The following is a 20,850-nucleotide window of genomic DNA, read 5'->3' as shown; positions in this document are numbered from 1 at the left end:
CATTTGAATGATCAGTATGTGCGAAAAACTAGCAAGGATGGTTATAGGTCACGCTCAGCATATAAGCTGGTAGAAATGGATAATAAATTTAAATTATTCCAAGAAGGGCAAAAAATTATTGATCTTGGTGCTTCTCCTGGTGGATGGTCACAAGTCGCGTCTCAGAAAGGTGCAAATGTAGTTGCTCTTGACATGAAACCAATGAACGCAATTAATGGAGTAGAGTTTATACAATGTGATATTATCAATGGGCTTGAAATTTTAAGAGAAAAATTCAAGGATCAAAAATTTGATGTAATTTTATCTGACATGGCGCCCGAATCTTGTGGTTTAAAATCGTTGGATCATATCAGAATTATGCTTTTATGTGAGGCAGCGCTCAATTTTGCAAAGCATTTCTTGAGCCATGGTGGCACGTTTGTAGTAAAAATTTTCCAAGGAGAATCTGATAAAGATTTTTGTAACAAGCTAAAAAAAATGTTTAAAACAGTAAAATATTTTAAACCAAAGTCAAGTAGATCTGAATCTACAGAAATGTATTTGGTAAGTTTAGGCTTTATTGGCAGCAGACCTCCTATATAATATTAACCCAGGTAGCCCGCAGAAGTGAAAAAACTTCCTTGACAAACTCCGCCAGCCCCCTTATCATGAAACTGAAGCTATTTATTTATCTTCTCTGTACAGATTAAATGACAAAAAAACTCACGTATCTGGCGTCTCATGTTTAATTTTTTGCACTATGTGCACTCTATGTCTTTATCAAATTTCTAGGTTTTTACCTATACAAGCTGAAATACGCTATTTAAAACATCAAAAAACGCCAACTTAAAAAATGGATAGTGAATAATTAGCTACCTTAGGGTTTCTTTTGCCTTTTTTTCTGTTTAGTAAATTTCTTAATGTTGATAATTTAGATTAGTTGCGGCTTAAAAGCAACTGAATCGCGGTTATTAAACGTTTAGAATAAAAAAACGCCATACTTGAAAGTATAATGTAAGTAATTAGCCAACCATGGGGCTTCTTTTGCCTTTTTTTCTACTTGGTAAATTTCTTAATGTTTGTAGCTAAACGACAATCGTCATCCCGCTGCTTGTTAGCGGGATCTATTCTAAGGAGATACCGCGGCGGTATGACGGGTTAAGTAGGGTGTCATTCCAGTGCTCCTTTTTTTGTCATCCCAGTGCGTGACACTGGGATCTAGCCTTTATTATTTGGTTGTCTTCTGGATTCCAGTGTCAGCTACTTTCATGACATCATCATAAAGTAAAATGAGATCCCAGTGTCACGCACTGGGATGACAGAAGAAGGTGCTGGGATGACAGGGGAGTTGAATGACAACGAATTGGAAGAAAATGTTTATGACTAATTTTTAGATCAAACATCGAATTTCGACAAACTTAACTTTTTTGTGAGACTATTCAGCAATAATAAATAAATTGAGAGGAAAGGTTGTGGCAATAGAAAAGGAAAAGTTTTTTGAAATAATACGCAATGTGAGTGAGAGTAAAGGTTTGAATAAGGATAATTTGCTTGAAAGGATAGGGAGTAAGCTAAAAGGTGTAAACCCAGAAGCATATAGCACTTATAACAATTTGAAGATAGATAAGCTATTCATGATACAAGATTTAGATAAAATTGCAAGTTACACATTGTTACATCTTGCTGTGGAATGTAACAGTGTACCAATAGTAAAACTCCTACTAGAAAAGAAAGTAAAAGTTGATGAACAAATATCGGGTGATTTTAATTCTAAATTCACTGCTTTGCACATTGCTGCTTTGCATGGTCATCAAGAGATGGTTCAGCTTTTATTAGATGCTAACGCAAATCCTTTACTAAAAGATAGTCAAGGCCGAACTCCAAGAGATATGGTTAGCAATATACCAAATAAGGATATCATAGTAGAAATGTTAAAGGAAGGAGAACAACGTTATGCTGAGGCAAGAAAGAAAAGACTAACTTATGGACAAGGCACTTTACCGCAGCCTAATAATAAAACTCCAGGAAATTTAGCTGTGGGCGGAAATAAAATAACTGCTGCAGTGCAAGCATGGAATGCAAAAGGTCAGGGAGAGAACAATGGAACTACACCAAACAACAGAAAAATCTATGTACAAAATGAGAATGAACAGACTTCTTCAAACTCAATCATTAATGAAAACAATACAGACAAAGTAGGTGATACATTAGAAAGAGAACAGGCTAAAAGAGATGCTGTGGCGCAAAAGTTGCAAGAGGCAGAACAACGACTTGCCAATAATCAGAAGCGCATAGAACAAACTTATTTGCACAATCAACACACAGAACAGCAGTATACTATACATAATGGGGAACAGATCTCTTTAGATTCGACTATTGATGAAAGTAATAGTAGTGACAGTGGAATAAATACTTCCACAGAAGACATCGGTAAAGAGTTAGAAAAACACAATACACAGGATGAAAATGGATTGACTCTTTTACATCGTGCTGCTGGAAACAATAATAAAGAATCAGTGAAACTTTTGTTAGAATATGGAGCAAAAGTTGATGTACAGAGTAAAGATGGCCATACCCCTTTACACTATGCTGCTGTACTTGGTTATGTGGAGATTGCAGAATATCTAATAGATAAAGGAGCAGATGTTGATGCACAAGATAAAGCTGAGTATACTCCATTATATTACGCTCTTGCAAATGACAATAAAGAATTAGCAAAACTTTTGATAAAACATGGAGCAGATCGCTCATTGATAAAGGATGAAGGCCTAATAATAGATAGACTAAACAGTATGTGTGGTCAGCTATCTGAGGTTGTATCTGGTACTTCTTCCCATTCCAAAACACACAATGCAACGGAAACTCCAGAAGAAACAGAAAAGGTTAAAAAACGTAAAGTTAAATTAAAAAAATTATGTGCTCAGCTAAAGGAAGAGAATCAATCACTAAAACAAAAAATACAAGAGCTAGGAAATGAAAACGCAACGCTTAAGGGTGGACTAGGCAAAACAAAAACTAAAACAAATGAAGTACCATTAGAAAAAGCGCAAAAGGAACTAGAAGTATTGAGAAATTGTGTCACTGGACATGGAACTAGGCTGGAAGCACTTAATAAACTCGACGAAGAGAATCAATCACTAAAACAAAAAATACAAGAGCTAGGAAATGAAAACGCAACGCTTAATAGTGAATTAGAAAAAACAAAAACTAAAACAAATGAAGTGTCACTAGAAAAAGCGCACAAAGTACTAGCAGAACTAAAGGATGACGTAGCTGGACATGAGGCTAGGCTGAAAACACTTAATAAACTCGACGAAGAGAATCAATCACTAAAACAAAAAATACAAGAGCTAGGAAATGAAAACGCAACGCTTAAGGATAAATTAGACAAAACAGAAAGTCAGTATTCTAAAGCAGAAGCGTTGTTAGAAAAAACGCAAAAGGAACTAGAAGAATCAAAAAGTTGCATAGCTGGACATGAGACTAAGTTGAAACAACTCAATAAAGAGAATGAATTACTAAAACAAGAAATAAAAAATCTGAAAAATGAAAACACACCACTTAAGGGTGAATTAGGCAAAACTAAAACAAATGAAGTGTCGCTAGAAAAAGTAGGAAAAAGACAATTTTCCCCAAAAGTTGTCTATGCGAGCCTTGCAGCTATGTTAGTAGTAGGTGCTGCTCTTAGTATTGCTTCTGGATTGTCTGCTCTATTAATAGTTGCAGCTTCTATGGTATCTGCACTGATAGCCGGTGGCATTACATACACAATATCAAAACCCATCGCTCCTGACACTGAATTGAAAGAAGTGGATATTCAAGGTTCAGCACGACAGTGTTTGTAAAACTTAGCACCTACATCTGTACGAACATTGTCCAAGGAGGTAATGTTCGTACAGTTATGTGTCAGCTACTTGCATGACACCCTGGCAATCGTCATCCCGCTACTTGTTAGCGGGATCTAGAGATACCGTGACGGTATGACGGTTAATTGTTCCGCGCGGGATGACAAGAAAGGAGCAGCAGGATACCATGTCATTCCAGCGCATGACGCTGGAATCTAGTAAAAAGTATTTGCAAGTTACACAGTAGTGTGAATTTTTTACTTCGGTAGTTTTTCATTATCATTATAATCATAATAGTAGTTGAGTTTAATTGATATGAAAACTTTTACGAAAAATTTTAAAAATAACGAAAAAAAGCTAGAGGAGTTTAATAAGGAAATTGAAGATATAACAACTATAGCTCAAGATAAATTTGCACATGAACTTGAAAATATCGCATATGACAGTGTGCAAAAATTTTGCAGTCTGCTTGCTAAAGAGTTAAACTCCATCTTCAATAATATTCATTCTCAAAATTTTAATCTACTAAAATCCAGCCTAGTTGAATATGCTATAAGTTCAAATTTTATCAATAAAAAAGGAGAAACAGCTTTAATACGTTCTCTTCTTAATATATTCATACGATAAAGAATTTATAGCATAATCGTGGTGTCATGAAAGTAGCTCTGTACGAACATTTGTTTGCGAAGAAATATTATAGCCGGTTTTGCCTCAAACACAAAGATGTCATCCCAGTGCCATGACTACTTGGATCCAGAAATTTTGATTAGAGATTAAGTTGGTGAGCACGAAAGTGACTAACCTTATATTAAAAATAACATCTTTGACAGTGAAAGGCTGGATTCCAGTGTCAAGCACTGCCATCATAAAGAAACCAGTGTCAGCCACTTGGATGACACCGTCATAAAGGAACCAGTGCTCCTTTTTTTGTCATCCCAGTGCGTGACACTGGGATGACAGAAGAAGGTGCTGGGATGACAAAATAAGGAGCGTTAGAATGACAAAAATATATTTATAAGGAGGGTTATCATGTCAACAAGATCTACTTCACCAAGAATACATGTGCAACGTAAATCTAAGCCTGAATCTTTTCCAGTTACTTTAGAAGAGGTTAAATCTTTTTTACGCATTGAGAACGATCAAGATGATAAGTTGATTTCAGATCTAATTTTTATGGCAACTGATTATGCTGAGTGGCATATGGAAAAGTCACTGGTGAAACAAACATGGCAAGTTTCATATGAAGATTATGTACCTCGTAGGATCTATTTAAGCTATGGCCCTGTGAGTAAGATAGTATTGGCTACTGCAATGATGTCTAAAGGTCAAGAGAAGAGAACACTTAAGTATTATTTTAGTGATGTAGGGGGCTACGTTGAGTTTTTCAATTATTTGAATGCAATAAGAGTTGATGTTGTATACGAGGCTGGCTGTGACAATGTTCCTGAGCAGATAAAACTAGGTATTATGCGGCATGTTTCTGCTATTTACAAAGATCGTGAATCGGGGGTAAGTAGCCATTTGTCTGAAGTGAAGAAGGTGTATTCTCCATTTCGCGAACCAAAGGTTGTTTTGTAGCTCTTTCTTGTCATCCAAACTGGGCTACCTACGTCATACCGTCACGGTATCTCACATAGATCCCGCTAACAAGTAGCGGGATGACAGCAGTCCTACGTCAGTCACGGTATCTCGGCTGCTAACAAGCAGCGGGATGACGAGATAAATACCGTCATACCGCGATTCATTCGCGGTATCTCAGCCGCTAACACGTAGCGGAATGACAGCAGTCCTACGTCATACCGTCACGGTATCTCACATAGATCCCTCTAACAAGCAGCGGGATGACGAGTTTGTATCGGGAAACGCTGCTTATGTTTTAGCTATATATCTTTCGAGGATTAATCATGGAAAAAATTCAAGCTATAAACGAGTTGTACAATAGTATTTATGCAGCACTAAAAGCAAACTCTGATTTAAGGAAATATGTTACTAACATTTATGACTACTTACCTAAACAGGTCACCATTCCTTACCTGAGATTGCATGTAGTGAATTATAATAATCTGCACATGCTGTCCAATTTTGCTACAAAGGCAAGATTTTCATGCGACATATATACCCATCATATAGGCAGTATGTTTGCCATTATAAGGCATATTAACTTGATACTTAAGAGTATTAAATATTCTGATAATGAAACTATTTTGGAAAGTAATTGTGCTATTAGTCAGCGCGATGAAATTTTACATTCAACAATTAATTTTGATATTTTAATGAAAGGAGGCGATAATGAGCAAATTACAGCTAAAAATTAAAGATCATGACAATAATTTTATTGTGTTAAATAATATACGAAACCTAAGGTTTACTTTGCGTAATAACAGAGAAGAGGTGAAAGATATTTCTTCTTTTGGCTGGAGAAAAGTGCTCGATTGTGCTGGAAGCAGACACATTACGATAAAAATTAATGGAATTTTAGACTCTGTATTAGCTGATGAATTATTACGTAATTCTGCTATATTAAACTCTAATAATGATTATGAAATTAATTTTAACACTAAGGAAAAGATCAGATTACGGTGTTCAGTTGAACTGTATGAGAGATATTATGACCCCGCTGCTTTTGACAGTTTTACTGTAATTTTAGCGAGTGCTGAAGTTGTAAACGCTTTTCATTAATGTTAATTTAATTTTTTCATATACAATAGTAACTGGTGAGAATTTTAACTAAATTAAAAAAAATCATGAACGACGAAAACCTTTTCGAGGAAGACGGTGGTAATATTGAAGAAAATAACAATGACAGAAGAGAGAGAAGTTTAGAAAATGAAAATCAAGAAGAACAATACAAAGAGGAAGATAAGCAATACATAATACAGTATATTCAAGACTATTTAAAAGTTTTTGAGGATATTCTAAATCAGATCGACGAAGGAATTGATAATTTGGATAGTTACGAAAGGACTATGCAAATAAAGCGAAGCATAGACAGGCTCATAGAGACTTTATATAGTCAGGCTGCGTCTGAAGATATTGATGCAGAATTTGAAACCACAAAGCATACTCGCGATAAATCAGAATCTATGAAAAGGGTTAGAGAGAAAAGAAGGAAGCAAGCAATAGAAGAAGTATTAAGTAGCATGTTTGCCCAGCAACAAAAGGAGCTAATGAACGCTAAACACTTAAGTCATGGACATGAAACAGCACATGATGATGAAGCAAAAAAACGAGTGAAGTCTTCAATCAGGGGAGTGTTGTTTTCGGTGATTGCTCATAGGATGGATCCAAGAAGGAGAGCAAGAGAAACTGCTGACGATAACGAAAAGCAAGCTCATATATATGGCAGGGAAGCAGTTGGTGGAGCTTTAGGTGCATTGTTAAAAACATTTTTAACAGCAGTTACTGCCGTTGTGCGCGAAATTGCTAAGCCACTTCAGCATATCAGCAAACAGGAAACATCTTTTGCAAAACAAGTTGAAGAAAGCAGAAACGCAGATTCACAAAAAGGTCGATCTGTGTAGACTTTTCCTTGTAATAATCTTTCGATTCTACTGTCTGTTAATTCATAATTAGGGTTATATAGCTAACTGAAAAAAGGTTACCCCAGAAGGGATAAAAAGGTATAAAATGGCTTTAGATAAGGTAGAATGATGCCAAAGTGAGGATCTGAGGGAACGTGTTTTGAAAGTAGTAGACGAGAAAAAAATGACTATGGAGAAGATAATCAAGAGAAAAGATAATTGAAAAATTTGGCAATATGTGCAAAGACAAAGATACTCGCCGGATTTAAATCCAATTGAAAAGTTATGGTTTGCCATCAAGCATGCCATAAGAAAAGCTCTGCAGAACTTTTGGCCCGATATCAATTCGGCTATTGATTTTAGCACTCGGGGAAACCTTACTTGGGTTAGCTATAGTTTGCTTGCTCACAAGCAAACTTTCCTGGATCCAAGTAGTCAAGCTACTCGGATGACATCCTCCCTAGTGAATATTGCTCTTAATTTGTAACTAACCCAAGCCATAAATATTAAGAAATTTACCAAACGAAAAAAAAGACAAAGAACTCCCGTGGTGCGAGTTTTGACCCTATAATAATTTAAACTGGCGCTGTAATAATGTGCTAACGCTTAAAATAAGCGCGATTTGGCTGAATGTAGAAAAAATTTAAAAGACATGCAGCCGCTATAATTTTATGTAATCCGCCAAAAAATACCCTAAGTTTTTTACTGAATTTTGTCATTGAGCCTGCAGGTCAAAAACAAGTTTTGAGTCATAAATACCCTTATTGTCATAATAAGGGGGCTGGCGGAGTTTGTCAAGGAAGTTTTTTGTTTCCACTGAATGACAGTTGTGGCTTGGGAGGTAGTACAAGAAATCTGTTATTTTAATTGTGTGAAATTTAGTTTTGTGTTTCATAATATTATACAATCAAATTGATAAAAGCTGTATTATCTCCTTGCAGCATTAAGTGTATATTTTTTGCTATTTTTTCCACTAAGGGAGTAACGTTATCAAAATTTGAAAATTTTGATAATACATAATCTGCTAAGCTTTTTTCATCTTCAGGTCTACCCACTCCAAATCTCAAGCACCAATAATCATTACCAATAAAACTATCTATGGATTTAAGTCCATTATGTCCAGCAGAGCTACCACCTTTCTTTATTTTTATTCTTCCAATTTCCAAATCAGCGTCATCGTGTATGACAACGATATTATCTAGCGATAATTTGTAAAAGTTTCGTATTTTTGCAACAGGGATGCCTGAATTATTCATAAATGAATAAGGCTTTATTAACATGATTTTATTATCATTAATTATGCCAGAGGTTATTAGATAATCGGCTTTTTTAGAAAACGACTGGAAATTCCAATATTTGTAAATTTTATCAACTACGATGAAGCCGATATTATGATGAGTTAACTCATATTGACCACCAGGGTTACCAAGTCCAACTATCAGATGCACTATTACTCTGTTTCTGCTTGAGGTTCTTCAACGTCACTATCGGCAGCAGAAATTGTAACAATAGTAAAATTTTCTTCTTCATGAGCTACAAACTTAACACCTTCTGGTAATTTTACATCATTAATATGTATAGACTGGCCAATCATTTTACCGGATAAATCAACTTCAATAACCTGAGGTATTTTATCAGGAGAGCATTTAACAGCAATAGAACGACACAAAACATTAAGCACTCCACCTAACTTGATCCCTGGAGCTTTACTTTCATTCACAAATGATAGAGGTATGTCTATTTTAATTTCGCTGCCTTTATCAACAAATTGAAAATCAACATGTTGCACAGTATCCTTTACTACATGCAATTGGATATCGCGAACAAGAGCATATTCCTTTTTGCCCGAAATATTCAGCTCTATCAAATGTGCAGAAAGAGAGCCTGATTTATATTGCTTCGTGAATTCCTTTGCAGACAATGTTAAATTTACATTATCATGACCCTTCCCATATATGATTCCAGGGATGTTTCCTTTCTTCCTTAGAGAATGCATCGCTTTTGTTTTTGTTATATCACGTAACTCTGCATTAATTGTTACTATTTCTTGTTGCGTCATCGATTACTCCTATTCAGCTAATCCTTTTAATATAATTTAATAATAATATAACATAAAAATATTTATTTCAAACTTCATTCTTTCATACTAATTGTTTGTGAAAGGATTTATTTAGATGTATATTTAAGCTTATTTAACAAGAACTATGGGCATTGATGATAAAGTAGTTTTTAGGATTTATAAACCAACAAAAACTGCAACACAATCTGGTTTAGGTAATACAAATCTCTGGCACCTAAAAATTGAATCTGGTTCTTACTACATTGAACCTTTAATGGGGTGGGTTGGCTCAAAAGATCCAAAAAAACAGATTGTATTAAAGTTTGATTCTCTTGAAAAAGCAGTATTCTACGCAAAAAAACGCAACGTTAAATACGTAATTGAAATGCCAAAAAATGTTAAGAGGCTGCCAAAATCTTACGCAAGCAATTTCATACTAAAGTAAGTTGCACAACAAAGGGAGTGTTAAATAAACTGTGTCAAACCGAAAAAAAAGTAATAAATTGATATAAAAAAATGGAGGTTTGACAATGAGTCAGAAAGTAGTAAACAGAACTACCGGTTTGGTAGATTATAAAGAATTAGAAACAAATATCCTGTCGTCTATACGAGAAGGAAGACCGTTGACAGGAAGAGATGGAGCATTAACACCGTTTATAAAAAAGTTGCTGGAGGTAAGCCTGGAAGGTGAAATAGAAAACCACTTGTCGGCTGAAAGCGAAGAGAATAATCGAAGAAATGGGAGGAATGCAAAGACTTTACGTACAAGCGCAGGGTCATTTGAGCTTTTGACGCCAAGAGATAGGGAAGGAAGTTTCGAACCACAAATAGTCAAAAAAAGGCAAACAAACTTACATCCAGAGCTTGAAACGAAGATTTTGAGCACATTTGCCAGTGGTATGGGCTATAGAGATATAGTGTCACATGTTGAGGAAATTTATGATCACAAAATATCGGTGGCAGAGATATCAAGTATTACTGACAAATTGCTACCAGTAATCAACGAATGGCGTAGTCGCCCGCTGCAGTCTGTATATCCGATAGTTTTCATGGTTTTTTAAAGTCAAAGAGGACGGGCATTGCGTAAGTAAATGCATGTATAACATATTAGGCATAGATCAAAATGGCAAAAAAGAAGTATTAGGTTTTTATTTGGCTGAAAGTGAAGGAGCTAACTTCTGGTTGGGAGTGCTAAATGACCTCAAAGAAAGAGGAGTAGAAGATATCCTTATTGCCTGCGTTGATGGGCTGAAAAGCTTTCCTGCAGCTATAAACAGTGTCTTTCCTAATGCGGAAGTGCAGATGTGTATAGTGCATCAGATACGCAACTCACTGAAGTATGTGGCCAGTAAAGATGCGAAGAGTTTTTTGAGCGATTTAAAGAAGGTATATCAAGCTTCAAGCAAGGAAATTGCCGAGAATTATCTGTTGGAATTGGATGAAAAATGGGGCACAAAGTACCCTATGGTTATAAAATCTTGGCAGAATAATTGGGAAAACTTGTCTGGTTATTTTAAGTATTCTGGTCCAGTTAGGAGGATAATCTACACCACCAATCCCATAGAGGGGCTACATAGGCAAATTAGGAAATTCACTAAGACCAAAATTTAACACTCCCGAATTAGTTGCTTCTTGTACTGCATTTTCTTGTAATAAAATTCGTTCCAGCATGCTTAGCGTTTCCTCGTACTTGTTAATATTTTCGTTGAACTTCTTTTCCGCTTCTAGAGCTTTATTAAAAAGAGTTTTATCAATATTAGAATTTTCAGATGAGTGCTTTTTGTTTTGTTTATGTAAACCAATATTTCTACTTGTCATATTGAGGGATGCCTTTAGATCCTCTATTTCTTTTGTTATCTTTTTTTCTAACTCCTCATTTTTATTTTCATCTCCCCCTTTTCCTTCTGATTCATCATACAGTTCTTCTCCTGATTCATCATATAGTTCTTCTTGTGATTCTAACTGTTTCTTTAACCACTCTATTTCCTCATTTAGCCTTTCAATTTCGCTTTCTAAACCCTGCTTTTCTCGAGTTAATTTATTTAATTGATTCTTCACTTCTTTGTTTGCAGCTTCTTCAGCTTCCTTTCCTAGAGTTATTTTATTTTCTAACTCTTGTACCTTACTCTCAAATTGTTGTTTTACGCTTTCTAACTCTTGCTCTTTTTCAGCAAATTTATTTTTCTCAACCTCTATTTTCTTATTATTACTAATCATCTTGCATGAAAGTGCGAGTATCAAAGTAGATAGTATAGATAAACTCAAGGCAACAGGAAGAGCTACATTAAAGACTGTAACTGAAGACAAGAACTCAACATAAGGGGCAACAGCAAGTGTCCCAGATGCAAGCAATACCAAAGTAGCAAAAGCACCAGCTATAAGATATGGTGCATTGGCTTTATTATATAAATCCCCCATTATTATTCCTTCACAACTAAAGTATTATAATAGCATAAATGTCAAGGGAAGTAAAGCTATACAAATCAGTATAAGTCTATATTCACTATGTATTTCCCGTCTTCAGTTTCAAGCTCAGACTGCATCCACTCTATCATTTCCGCATTGCAAACTGCTTGTAGGTCATTCTGCGCGGATTGATTCAATTTGTCCTCTCGTAGATCTGCTTTTATCACTAATTTCTTTATCAAATGCTTAACTGATACATTATTATCTGCTTTTATCTTTCTGATAATGTTTAATATCTGCACGCAATTGTCTCCCATTTCCTCTGAATATTTATCGTAGATAAGCTCTTCTAATTTTGGCCAATTACTTTGATTGTGTACAGAATTATAACTATACAACTGGTGGTATATCTCTTCTGTAATGTAAGGCAAAAAAGGTGCAAATAACCGCAAAATAACATTTAACACATACGCCAAGCTTTGTTTTGCACTTAAGGTTGCTTCACTGCTTCCGTACGCGCGTTTTTTTACTAATTCCAAGTAGTTATCACAAAAATCCTTCCAAAAAAATTCCTCTATTACGCCCAAAGCTTCGCAGTATTCAAACTGTAATAGGTTATTCGTTGCTCTTTCTATAACTTTGTATAACTTAGACAATATCCACTTATCTATTGTCTCGTGAGCAGAATTTATGCTCATTACTTGATGCTTTTCCATGAACATGGAAACAAACTTGCTAGCGTTCCAAAGTTTTGTAACTAGGCGCTTGCCAATTTTAAATATATTTTCAGAGTAGACTGTATCAACTCCAAGCCTTGAGTTCGCTGCCCAATAGCGTACTACATCAGCTCCATAAGTTTCAAGTATTACATGAGGAGTGATGATGTTACCTTTTGATTTACTCATCTTTTTCTTATCATCGGCTAAACACCAACCGCTGATCATAATGTTTTTCCAAGGTAAAGAATCTGCATGATAATGTGCCTTTAAAATAGTACAAAAAGCCCAAGTTCTTATTATCTCATGGCTCTGGCTGCGCAGATCTGCAGGAAATATTGTATTATAGCGATGATTTGGTAAGCTAAACTCACTGTTTACTGCCAGTGCACTTAGTTGAGGAGTAATTGAACTTGTGGCCCAGGTATCCATTACATCTTGATCTGGGATAACCTCTTCTTTGCTATACCCTTTTGGCAAATCTTTGAGTGGATCTATAGGTAGGTCCTTTATCTCAGCTAGAATAATTTTACCTTCTTCTCCCTTACGTTTGGAATACCACGCTGGAAATGGCACACCAAAATAGCGCTGCCTTGAGATGCACCAGTCCCAATTTAGCCCTTCTATCCACACTTCCATGCGTTTACGCATATTGCTTGGATGCCAATTGCATTCTTTTACTTTATCTAATACTTGAGCTTTTTGCTCTAAGGTCTTGATAAACCATTGATAAGTAGGCAATATCTCAAGTGGTGCACCAGACCTTTCTGCGCACTTAACAGAATGAGAAATGCTAGTGCTTTCTATTAGTAACTCCTTCTCAGTTAGGATTTCGATCATCCTCTTTCTTGCTGCTGTAACTTTCAATCCATTGATTTCATTGTAGATTCCAGCGTCACGCGCTGGAATGACGCCGGGGTGTGGTGGAATGACGTCTTCTTTTGTCATCTGAGTAGCCCTTTCTCCTGTCATCCGAGTAGCCCCTATGGTGTCATCCCAGTGCCCAGACACTGGGATCCATTCTTCTATTTCCTGGATTCCAGTGCCACCTATGGTGTCATCCCAGTGCCCAGACACTGGGATCCATGCTCTTTCCTTCTGACCATGTGGTGGATGCAGGTTCATCCTCCCATCCTGATCGATGATAATTTTCATCGGCAGATTATGCTTTTGCTGCCAATATATGTCGAGCTCATCACCGAATGTACAACACATAACAAGCCCAGTGCCTTTATCTACTTTAACCTTATCATCAGCTATTATTGGAACTTTTTCCTTTGTTATTGGCGCTACGGCTGTTTTGCCAATCAGATGGGTATAGCGTGCATCCTCTGGGTGGCAAAAAACTGCAACGCATGCGGGAAGTAACTCAGGTCGCGTAGTTGCAATATTGATCTGCTCATTTTCGTGAGTAGAGAAAACTATCGTGTTTAAGGATGACTCAAAAACTTTATCTTCTATTTCTGCTTGCGCAATTGCGGTTTTATCAACCGGATCCCAAAGAATAGGTTGCATTTTTCTATATGCATACCCTTTATTATATAGATCGATAAACGACATTTGAGAAAGTGTCACAGTTTCCTTGCTGATCGTGTGATATTCCAAACTCCAGTCATAACTAATGCCGACCGATTTAAATAGTTCCTTAAATTCTTGCTTTGATTTTTCAATAACTTCATGGCACATCTCTATAAATTTTTCTCTGCCAACTTCTTTTGCACGGGTTTTATAGGTTTGTTCAACCAATCTTTCAGTGGGGAGCCCATTATCATCAAACCCAATTGGATAAAACACATCTTTTCCCAGCATGCGCTGAAACCTTGCAATAAAGTCTGTGTGGCAATAGCTAAATATATGGCCGATATGCAATTTACCCGATATTGTTGGTGGAGGTGTGTCTATAGTGAAAGTGTTATCCTTTTCACCATTCCATTTATAAACTTTACTACCTTCCCATAATATGTTGCATTTGTCTTCAACTTCTTTAAAGCCGTATTTTTCTTTTAACATAAATATTTCTCAATTTTAAACCTTAAGCTAGCAACGTCATACCGCGATTCATTCGCGGTATCTCAGCCGCTAACACGTAGCAAGATACTTAACCGTCATACCGCCGCGGTATCTCTTAGCATAGATCCCGCTAACAAGTAGCGGGATGACGAGGTTATCGTCATACCACCACGAACCGTCATACCGCGATTCATTCGCGGTATCTAAGCCGCTAACACGTAGCAGGATACTTAACCGTCATACCGCCGCGGTATCTCTTAGCATAGATCCCGCTAACAAGCAGCGGGATGACGATTGTCGATAAACCTAAATTACTTTAGCTATAGCACAATTAAGTAAATACGGCAATTTTACGCCAAAATTTTTTGTTTACGAACATAAATTTTCTATGCTATAATAAAAATATTACTTGACCTTAGGTTCTAAAGGTATTATGTAATGTTAATTATATATATTGAGGTTCGTTATGATAGGATTTGAAAGATTAGCAGGGATTTTGGGTGCTTTAGATAAGAATGGTCATAATCTGGATGCTACAAAAAAAGAAGAGCTGAGAGTTTTCCTTAAAGGAGTGTTGGAAGGTAAAGAGGAAGAAACTTCAGAAAACATAGTAAGTGCATTCAGAGAGAAACTAAAAACAGAAGCTAAAGATGAACTTAAAGCTGATGAGGCAATAAAAACTGAAGCTAAAGATGAACTCAAAGCTGATCAAGCAACAATAACGGCTGCAAAAGCTGAACTGAAAACTGATCAAGCAACAATAACGGCTGCAAAAGCTGAACTCAAAGCTGATCAAGCAACAATAACGGCTGCAAAAGCTGAACTAAAAACCGAAAAGCTAAAAACTGAAGCTAAAAATGAACTATCAAATGAAATGCAAGAAAAAGTAAATAAACTTGAGCAGATAGAGAAGGAAAAAACAGACTTACAAACTCAATTGGGTGCAGCTAATACGCAAAAAACAGAATTAGAAAAACAATTAAGTAAGAAAGGCGAAGAATTAGAAGCTGAAAAGCTGAAAGCTGAGCAGGAAAAAACAGAATTACAAGCTAAATTCGATCAAGAAAAACAAGCACTAGAAGCTAAAAACAAAACAACTGAGCAACCAAAACAAGGCAATGGAGCACGGTACACCGCTACTGTTGGTATGGGTCTTGCTGCTGGACTGATAGCATTTACTGCACTTGGACGTACAGTTAGGTTAGAGATGTTAGTAATGATTGGTATAGCATTAGCATCTGCACTCGTAGCTGGTAGTATTACATATGTAGCATTACCTAGTACTCAAGTAGATGGAGCGAAAGCACAAGAAGTAAATGAGAATGGGAAAAAGAAGTAACAAAGGCACTGAGCTGAAACCGTCATAAAGGAACCAGCGTCAGCTACTTGGATGACAAGAAGAGGGCGCTGGGATGAAATCATTATAGAGTGAACCAGTGTCACACTACTAGGATGACATCCTGACAATCGTCATACCGCTACTTGTTAGCGGGATGACAAGAAAGGAGCAGCAGGATGACGCCTCACCATGTCATTTGAGTAGCGGACACTGGAATGGCTTTGTTGCATCGCTAGCTATGATGGATTAAAGATAAAAAAGATGGAGAATATCAGTAGCTTATTATTCTGGTGTTTATAACAAGAACGGTCAGTGAATACCTAAATTTTAACAATCTCAATTATCACACACCATAATAAAACAGTCAACTTCACATGCTTAGGTTGCAAAATCCCAAAAAGCAGCCAGAATAGAATAAGCAAACATTTACGAATTAAATTTAGTGGATAATCACCAAACAAGGGTATTGATATCAACCATACTCTGCAGAATCGCAATATGGTATGACTACATGCTCTTCACTGATTTGATTAACATAATTAGCAGAGAGTTTTGTTTTGCAAAAGATGTCTACAGTAACATACTGCAATTATTTGGAATTGTAGGGCTAGGTGCAATTGTAAGGCCACTTGGTGCATTCATATTTGGTCACGTTGGTGACAGGTATGGAAGAAGGATAGCATTAATAATTACTATCTTGCTAATATCGATACCATCAAGTCTCATTGCATTTATTCCAAGTCACAATCAAGTAGGTATAATTTCTACTATATTGCTTCTTGCAATCCATGTGGCACAAGGAATTGCACTTGGTGGTGAACAGGGAAGTTCTGTTTATCTTATAGAACATTTATCCAGTAGGAAAGAGAACTTAGGAATGTATTTTGGAATAATGGGCTGTGGTCGCTCCATTGGTGTCTTGCTTTCTGCGGTGATAGTAATTATCTGCAAAAAAACTACTGATTTTTGTACCTGGGGTTGGAGATTGCCATTTGTTTTCTCAGCTATTTTAGGATTAATTAGCGCGTATAGCATATACACATTGGGAGAAACTCCAGCATATGAAAAAAATCGAAAACAAAGAAATTTACCTGATTTGCCAATAATAGAGCTTATAAAGCGCCACAAGAGAGCTCTTATACTTGCTATTTTAATATCTGTACCTGTTAATGTTGCTGTCGGATTTACCATATTTCTTCGAACACTCGCAAAGGAAATAGCATCAGTGGATGTGTATGTAACGACATATATCAACGAAATTGTGCTCATTATAACCAGTGTATTAATGCCGATATCTTCAATAGCGTTTGGAATGTTGGCTGATAAAGTTGGAAAAGAGCGCACTGCAATCTTATTTATAGCAATTACAATGGCACTATGTTGTCCTGCGTTATCTATTGCATATTACTACAAAAATTACCTTATAATTATGCTTAGTGTAATGGCTCTTTCTATAATAGAAAGAGGTATAGTTCCCATAGGAATAGTTGCATCTGAACTCTTTCCCACCAATGTTAGATTTAGTGGTGTGAGCTTATCACGCAACATCTCTTATGCGTTACATGGAGGATTTACTCCTATGGTTTGTATTTGGTTGACTGTAACATTTCCTCAAACAAACCTTGCTGCTGGGCTTTATATAGTCTTCTGCTTGTTGATCAGTGTGGTAGCAATATTGCAAATAAAACCGCAAGATAAAAAATGTGATTGGTCTTAGTTTTCTCTTATGTGATTTGATAGTGATCTCCACCGGAAAAGGGTTTCATCTAAGTAGCTGACACCCTGACAACCGTCATCCTGCTGCTTGTTAGCGGGATCTAGAGATACCGTAACGGTATGACGTAGGACTGCTGTCATTCCAGTCTGGAATCCAGAAAAAAGGGGCTACTTGGATGACACCCTGACAACCGTCATCCCGCTGCTTGTTAGCGGGATCTATGTTAAGAGATACCGCGAATGAATCGCGGTATGACGTAGGACTGCTGTCATCCCAGTGCCCAGACACTGGGATCCAGGAATTTTATTAAGTTGGTAAGCATAAAAATAGCTGTTTTACGTTAAAATACAATGTTTTTGATGATTATGGAAAGGCTGGATCCCAGTGTCAAGCACTGGGATGACACCATTTGTTGTAAACTCACTTTTACTCTATGGTTATACTACCTTGCCGCTATCCTGAACGGATACAAAGTAAGTTTTATTGTGATGTGCTCATCTGTAAAAAATAAGACTTAATCTCACTGTTGATCATGGATTTTAAGTTGTGCTAACACACTGCGGCCATTTAAAGAGTCAAGATTTTTAACCTGGCTAGCCAGTATTAAAGAGTTATTTTTTAGGTATTTCTTTACAAGGCTTGCAAGTCTTTTTGGATTATTCAAATAGCTCCACTCTGCTTGTAAAACTTTTATATCACTTTGTACTAAACTAATTTCACTTTTTATTTTTATTAGCTCTCTATTTAATGACTGAACATGTAGTTTTATCTTAAATAGTCCTACAATGCTAAGAAAAAACATAACTATTGAGATGATGCAGAAAGTTCTCATGACAACTTCTGTATAGCTCTTAGTTTTGCTGAGCGTGAACGCGGATTTGCACTTACTTCTTCTATACTTGCTTTGATCACTTTTTTATTTAGAAGAGAGAATGTCTTACAATCAGTAGATCTTGGCTCACATAGATCTTTAAAAAAAGTTTTGACTATACGATCTTCCAAAGAATGAAAGGTGACAACAATTAATTTGCCATTCTCATTTAAAATTTCAGATGCAGCTTTAATGCCCCTCTCAAGTTCTCCCAGCTCATCGTTTACCCATATTCTGATTGCCTGAAATGTTCTGGTTGCAGGATCAATTTTGCTTTTTCCACGGAACACCACAGAACGTACAATGTTCGCAAGCTCAAATGTAGTTTTGATAGTTTTCTTCTTCCGTGCACTTACTATTGCTCTTGCGATTTTGCGAGAATGATGCTCTCCTCCGTAGTTATATATAGTATTTGCAATTTCTTCTTCGCGTAAAGCGTTAACAAACGTTGAAGCGTTTATATAAGAAGAGTTATCCATGCTCATATCGAGTGGACCATCATGTAAAAATGAGAACCCTCTATCTCCGTTATCAAGCTGCATAGATGAAACTCCGATGTCAAAAACCACCCCATCCACTCCGTTTGATTTCATTCCAGCGCGTGACCAGTTATTTTTTCCAGTATCAAGTACTGGGATGACAGGAGATGGCTCAACGCTGCTTAGTATACTTTTAATATTACTAAACTTCTCAATGAATAGTTTTATTCTATCGGGATATCTAACGCTTAAATCATCATAAAACTTAGTTACCGTTTCATCTCTATCAATTGCATATACCTTGCAATCAGCTGACTCCAATATTGCTTTGCTATACCCTCCAGCTCCAAATGTGGCGTCCACGTATATACCACCATCCTGCGGTGATAGTAGTGATAGCATCTCTTTTAACAAAACTGGAGTGTGTGTCATAGTGCTCCATCAAAAGACTCTGTGCATACAAATAAAAATAGCTTCCCACTAAAACATATGGAAATATATAGGCAATAATATAAAAATACTTGAATATAGTCAATGATATAAAAATATTAAGATTTAATAAGATACTATTATTAATATAATGTTCAAATTTTTCTATTATATAAAAAAAAGTAATGTATATTACTAAATACTAAACAAACTATAGAAAATTATGCAGCAAATAACAAAAGTAATATTTTCAAGTTTGATTTGTAACACTTTATTGTGGTATGACCACATGCTTTTTGGCCACTTAATAAACATAATAGGTGGTGTGTTTTTTCCATCGGATGATCAACTAACCAGCGTATTGAAGGCTTTTGGAGTGTTTGCAGTGGGTTTCTTAATGAGACCAGTCGGCGCTGCTATATTTGGTCACATTGGTGATAAGCATGGCAGAAGAGTTGCCTTATTGCTCTCGATTATATTAATGACTTTATCAACCGTATTAATTGCTTTTGTTCCAGGTTATCAAAGCATTGGAATACTAGCGTCAATGCTGGTAGTTTTTTAAGATTATTGCAGGGTATATCCCTTGGAGGAGAAGCAGGAAATGCACCATTTTTAATAGAAAACGCTCCTAAAAATAAAAAAGGATTTTTTGGCAGCATTGAAGTATTAAGCGCAATTTTTGGTTCAGTATTAAGCCTGATAGCAGTACTCATATGCAAAAAAGTATCTGATTTTGAATCTTGGGGGTGGAGATTACCTTTCATTTTCAGTTTAGCAATGGGATTAATCAGCATATATATGAGATATATACTTGATGAAAGCCCAGAGTATAAAAGACAGAAAAATCCATCTAAACTGCCATTAAAAGAGTTATTGAATAGCTATAAAAAACCTTTTCTGATATCAGTTGGGGTTGATATAGTTGAAAACTCATCTCTTTACATATATCTGGTATTTTTCAATGTGCTTACATCAACAATAAATACTCATTTTAACCATATGGTAGAAATACTGAGTCAAATTGCGCTCGGAGGATTGACAATATTGTTTGCAATACTTTCTGATAAGGTAGGAAGAGAAAAAGTTATGAAATTTTCATTTATAGCTTTTGTAATAGTGAGTTATCCAGTTTTCTCAATGTTATGTAGTGGCAATTACTTACTCACTTTTACGGCACATATTCTTTTTATAATTCCAATAGCTGCATCGCTTGGTCCTGTCAGTGCATTTATGTGTGAATTATTTCCAACAAAGGTTCGGTACAGCGGATTTGGCTTGTCAAGAAATATAGCTGCTGGATTTTTTGGTGGCCTTGCACCATTTATATGCACAACAATTATCAAAGTTACAGGACAAGAGACTTCAGCTAGTTTTTACATGATTTTCTGTGCATTAATTGGGCTAGTTGCTATATCGCAAATTAAGGATTAGCTTTCTTCAAGATCCAAGTATAGTTGCAGTATAGCAGAGTTTAAA

Annotated in this window: 17 protein-coding genes and 3 pseudogenes; 13 read left to right on the top strand and 7 right to left on the bottom strand. The window is 36.2% G+C overall.

Features of this window, described 5'->3' with window-relative positions:
• Positions 1–3 precede the first annotated feature (3 nt).
• A complete protein-coding gene (locus ACFZP3_RS08495; protein ID WP_253309385.1) occupies positions 4–582 on the top strand; it encodes an RlmE family RNA methyltransferase in 579 nt (192 codons plus the stop codon).
• A gap of 674 nt (positions 583–1,256) precedes the next feature.
• Here the strand turns inward: ACFZP3_RS08495 and ACFZP3_RS08490 are convergent.
• Positions 1,257–1,382 carry a hypothetical protein gene (locus ACFZP3_RS08490; RefSeq protein WP_264688313.1) on the bottom strand — a complete coding sequence of 42 codons (126 nt, stop codon included), beginning with the start codon at positions 1,380–1,382 and terminating at the stop codon, positions 1,257–1,259.
• Positions 1,383–1,451: 69 nt separating this feature from the next.
• Here ACFZP3_RS08490 and ACFZP3_RS08485 point away from each other — a divergent pair, with 69 nt between their 5' ends.
• From ACFZP3_RS08485 to ACFZP3_RS08455, 7 genes and pseudogenes are all read left to right on the top strand, one after another.
• Entirely contained in the window at positions 1,452–3,824 is a 2,373-nt protein-coding gene (locus tag ACFZP3_RS08485) for an ankyrin repeat domain-containing protein (protein WP_386086853.1), read from the top strand.
• A 315-nt stretch (positions 3,825–4,139) separates the two neighbouring features.
• Positions 4,140–4,451 carry a hypothetical protein gene (locus ACFZP3_RS08480; protein ID WP_386086854.1) on the top strand — a complete coding sequence of 104 codons (312 nt, stop codon included), beginning with the start codon at positions 4,140–4,142 and terminating at the stop codon, positions 4,449–4,451.
• Positions 4,452–4,853: 402 nt separating this feature from the next.
• Complete coding sequence (locus tag ACFZP3_RS08475; RefSeq protein ID WP_386086855.1) at positions 4,854–5,402, top strand: head-tail connector protein; 549 nt, start codon at positions 4,854–4,856, stop codon at positions 5,400–5,402.
• Positions 5,403–5,728: 326 nt separating this feature from the next.
• A complete protein-coding gene (locus ACFZP3_RS08470) occupies positions 5,729–6,139 on the top strand; it encodes a DUF3168 domain-containing protein (RefSeq protein ID WP_386086856.1) in 411 nt (136 codons plus the stop codon).
• Entirely contained in the window at positions 6,114–6,503 is a 390-nt protein-coding gene (locus ACFZP3_RS08465; RefSeq protein ID WP_182159821.1) for a phage tail tube protein, read from the top strand. The genes ACFZP3_RS08470 and ACFZP3_RS08465 overlap by 26 nt, the downstream gene beginning before the upstream one ends.
• Positions 6,504–6,568: 65 nt before the next feature.
• A complete protein-coding gene (locus tag ACFZP3_RS08460) occupies positions 6,569–7,345 on the top strand; it encodes a hypothetical protein (RefSeq protein ID WP_386086857.1) in 777 nt (258 codons plus the stop codon).
• 253 nt (positions 7,346–7,598) lie between these two features.
• Positions 7,599–7,700, top strand: a pseudogene (locus ACFZP3_RS08455) (IS630 family transposase); the annotation flags it as partial.
• 544 nt (positions 7,701–8,244) lie between these two features.
• Here ACFZP3_RS08455 and pth read toward each other — a convergent pair.
• Entirely contained in the window at positions 8,245–8,793 is a 549-nt protein-coding gene (gene pth / locus ACFZP3_RS08450; RefSeq protein ID WP_386086858.1) for an aminoacyl-tRNA hydrolase, read from the bottom strand.
• Between the two features lie 2 nt (positions 8,794–8,795).
• Positions 8,796–9,404, bottom strand: coding sequence for a 50S ribosomal protein L25/general stress protein Ctc (locus ACFZP3_RS08445; protein WP_250295275.1), 609 nt, complete (start codon positions 9,402–9,404; stop codon positions 8,796–8,798).
• A gap of 145 nt (positions 9,405–9,549) precedes the next feature.
• Between ACFZP3_RS08445 and ACFZP3_RS08440 the strand changes: the two genes are divergently transcribed.
• On the top strand, positions 9,550–9,849 hold the full coding sequence (locus ACFZP3_RS08440) for an ETC complex I subunit (protein WP_253309377.1): 300 nt from the start codon (positions 9,550–9,552) through the stop codon (positions 9,847–9,849).
• Between the two features lie 85 nt (positions 9,850–9,934).
• A pseudogene (locus ACFZP3_RS08435) lies at positions 9,935–11,009 on the top strand (IS256-like element ISWpi15 family transposase); the annotation flags it as partial.
• Here the strand turns inward: ACFZP3_RS08435 and ACFZP3_RS08430 are convergent.
• Together ACFZP3_RS08430 and ACFZP3_RS08425 are read right to left on the bottom strand one after the other, a co-directional pair.
• A complete protein-coding gene (locus tag ACFZP3_RS08430) occupies positions 10,974–11,822 on the bottom strand; it encodes a hypothetical protein (protein ID WP_386086859.1) in 849 nt (282 codons plus the stop codon). The pseudogene ACFZP3_RS08435 and the gene ACFZP3_RS08430 sit on opposite strands and share 36 nt — an antisense overlap.
• A gap of 65 nt (positions 11,823–11,887) precedes the next feature.
• Positions 11,888–14,536 (bottom strand): valine--tRNA ligase, encoded by a 2,649-nt coding sequence (locus ACFZP3_RS08425; RefSeq protein ID WP_386086860.1) that lies wholly within the window; start codon positions 14,534–14,536, stop codon positions 11,888–11,890.
• A gap of 466 nt (positions 14,537–15,002) precedes the next feature.
• On the opposite strand from ACFZP3_RS08425, the gene ACFZP3_RS08420 reads away from it, so the two are divergent.
• A complete protein-coding gene (locus tag ACFZP3_RS08420; RefSeq protein ID WP_386086861.1) occupies positions 15,003–15,875 on the top strand; it encodes a hypothetical protein in 873 nt (290 codons plus the stop codon).
• A 442-nt stretch (positions 15,876–16,317) separates the two neighbouring features.
• Positions 16,318–17,592, top strand: a complete 1,275-nt coding sequence (locus ACFZP3_RS08415) for an MFS transporter (RefSeq protein ID WP_386086862.1) — start codon at positions 16,318–16,320, stop codon at positions 17,590–17,592.
• 520 nt (positions 17,593–18,112) lie between these two features.
• Here ACFZP3_RS08415 and ACFZP3_RS08410 read toward each other — a convergent pair.
• Together ACFZP3_RS08410 and rsmH are read right to left on the bottom strand one after the other, a co-directional pair.
• The gene (locus ACFZP3_RS08410) at positions 18,113–18,424 is read right to left on the bottom strand and encodes a hypothetical protein (RefSeq protein WP_265016323.1); all 312 of its coding nucleotides are present in this window, start codon (positions 18,422–18,424) and stop codon (positions 18,113–18,115) included.
• Positions 18,421–19,374, bottom strand: coding sequence for a 16S rRNA (cytosine(1402)-N(4))-methyltransferase RsmH (gene rsmH, locus ACFZP3_RS08405; protein ID WP_253309686.1), 954 nt, complete (start codon positions 19,372–19,374; stop codon positions 18,421–18,423). The genes ACFZP3_RS08410 and rsmH overlap by 4 nt, the downstream gene beginning before the upstream one ends.
• Positions 19,375–19,594: 220 nt before the next feature.
• Between rsmH and ACFZP3_RS08400 the strand changes: the two are divergent.
• Positions 19,595–20,805 (top strand): annotated as a pseudogene (locus ACFZP3_RS08400) (MFS transporter).
• Positions 20,806–20,850 lie beyond the last annotated feature (45 nt).

The sequence above is a fragment of the Wolbachia endosymbiont (group A) of Norellia spinipes genome (assembly GCF_964273535.1).
Note: the sequence above shows the minus strand (reverse complement) of the source record. Positions and strands in the feature narration are given on the sequence as shown.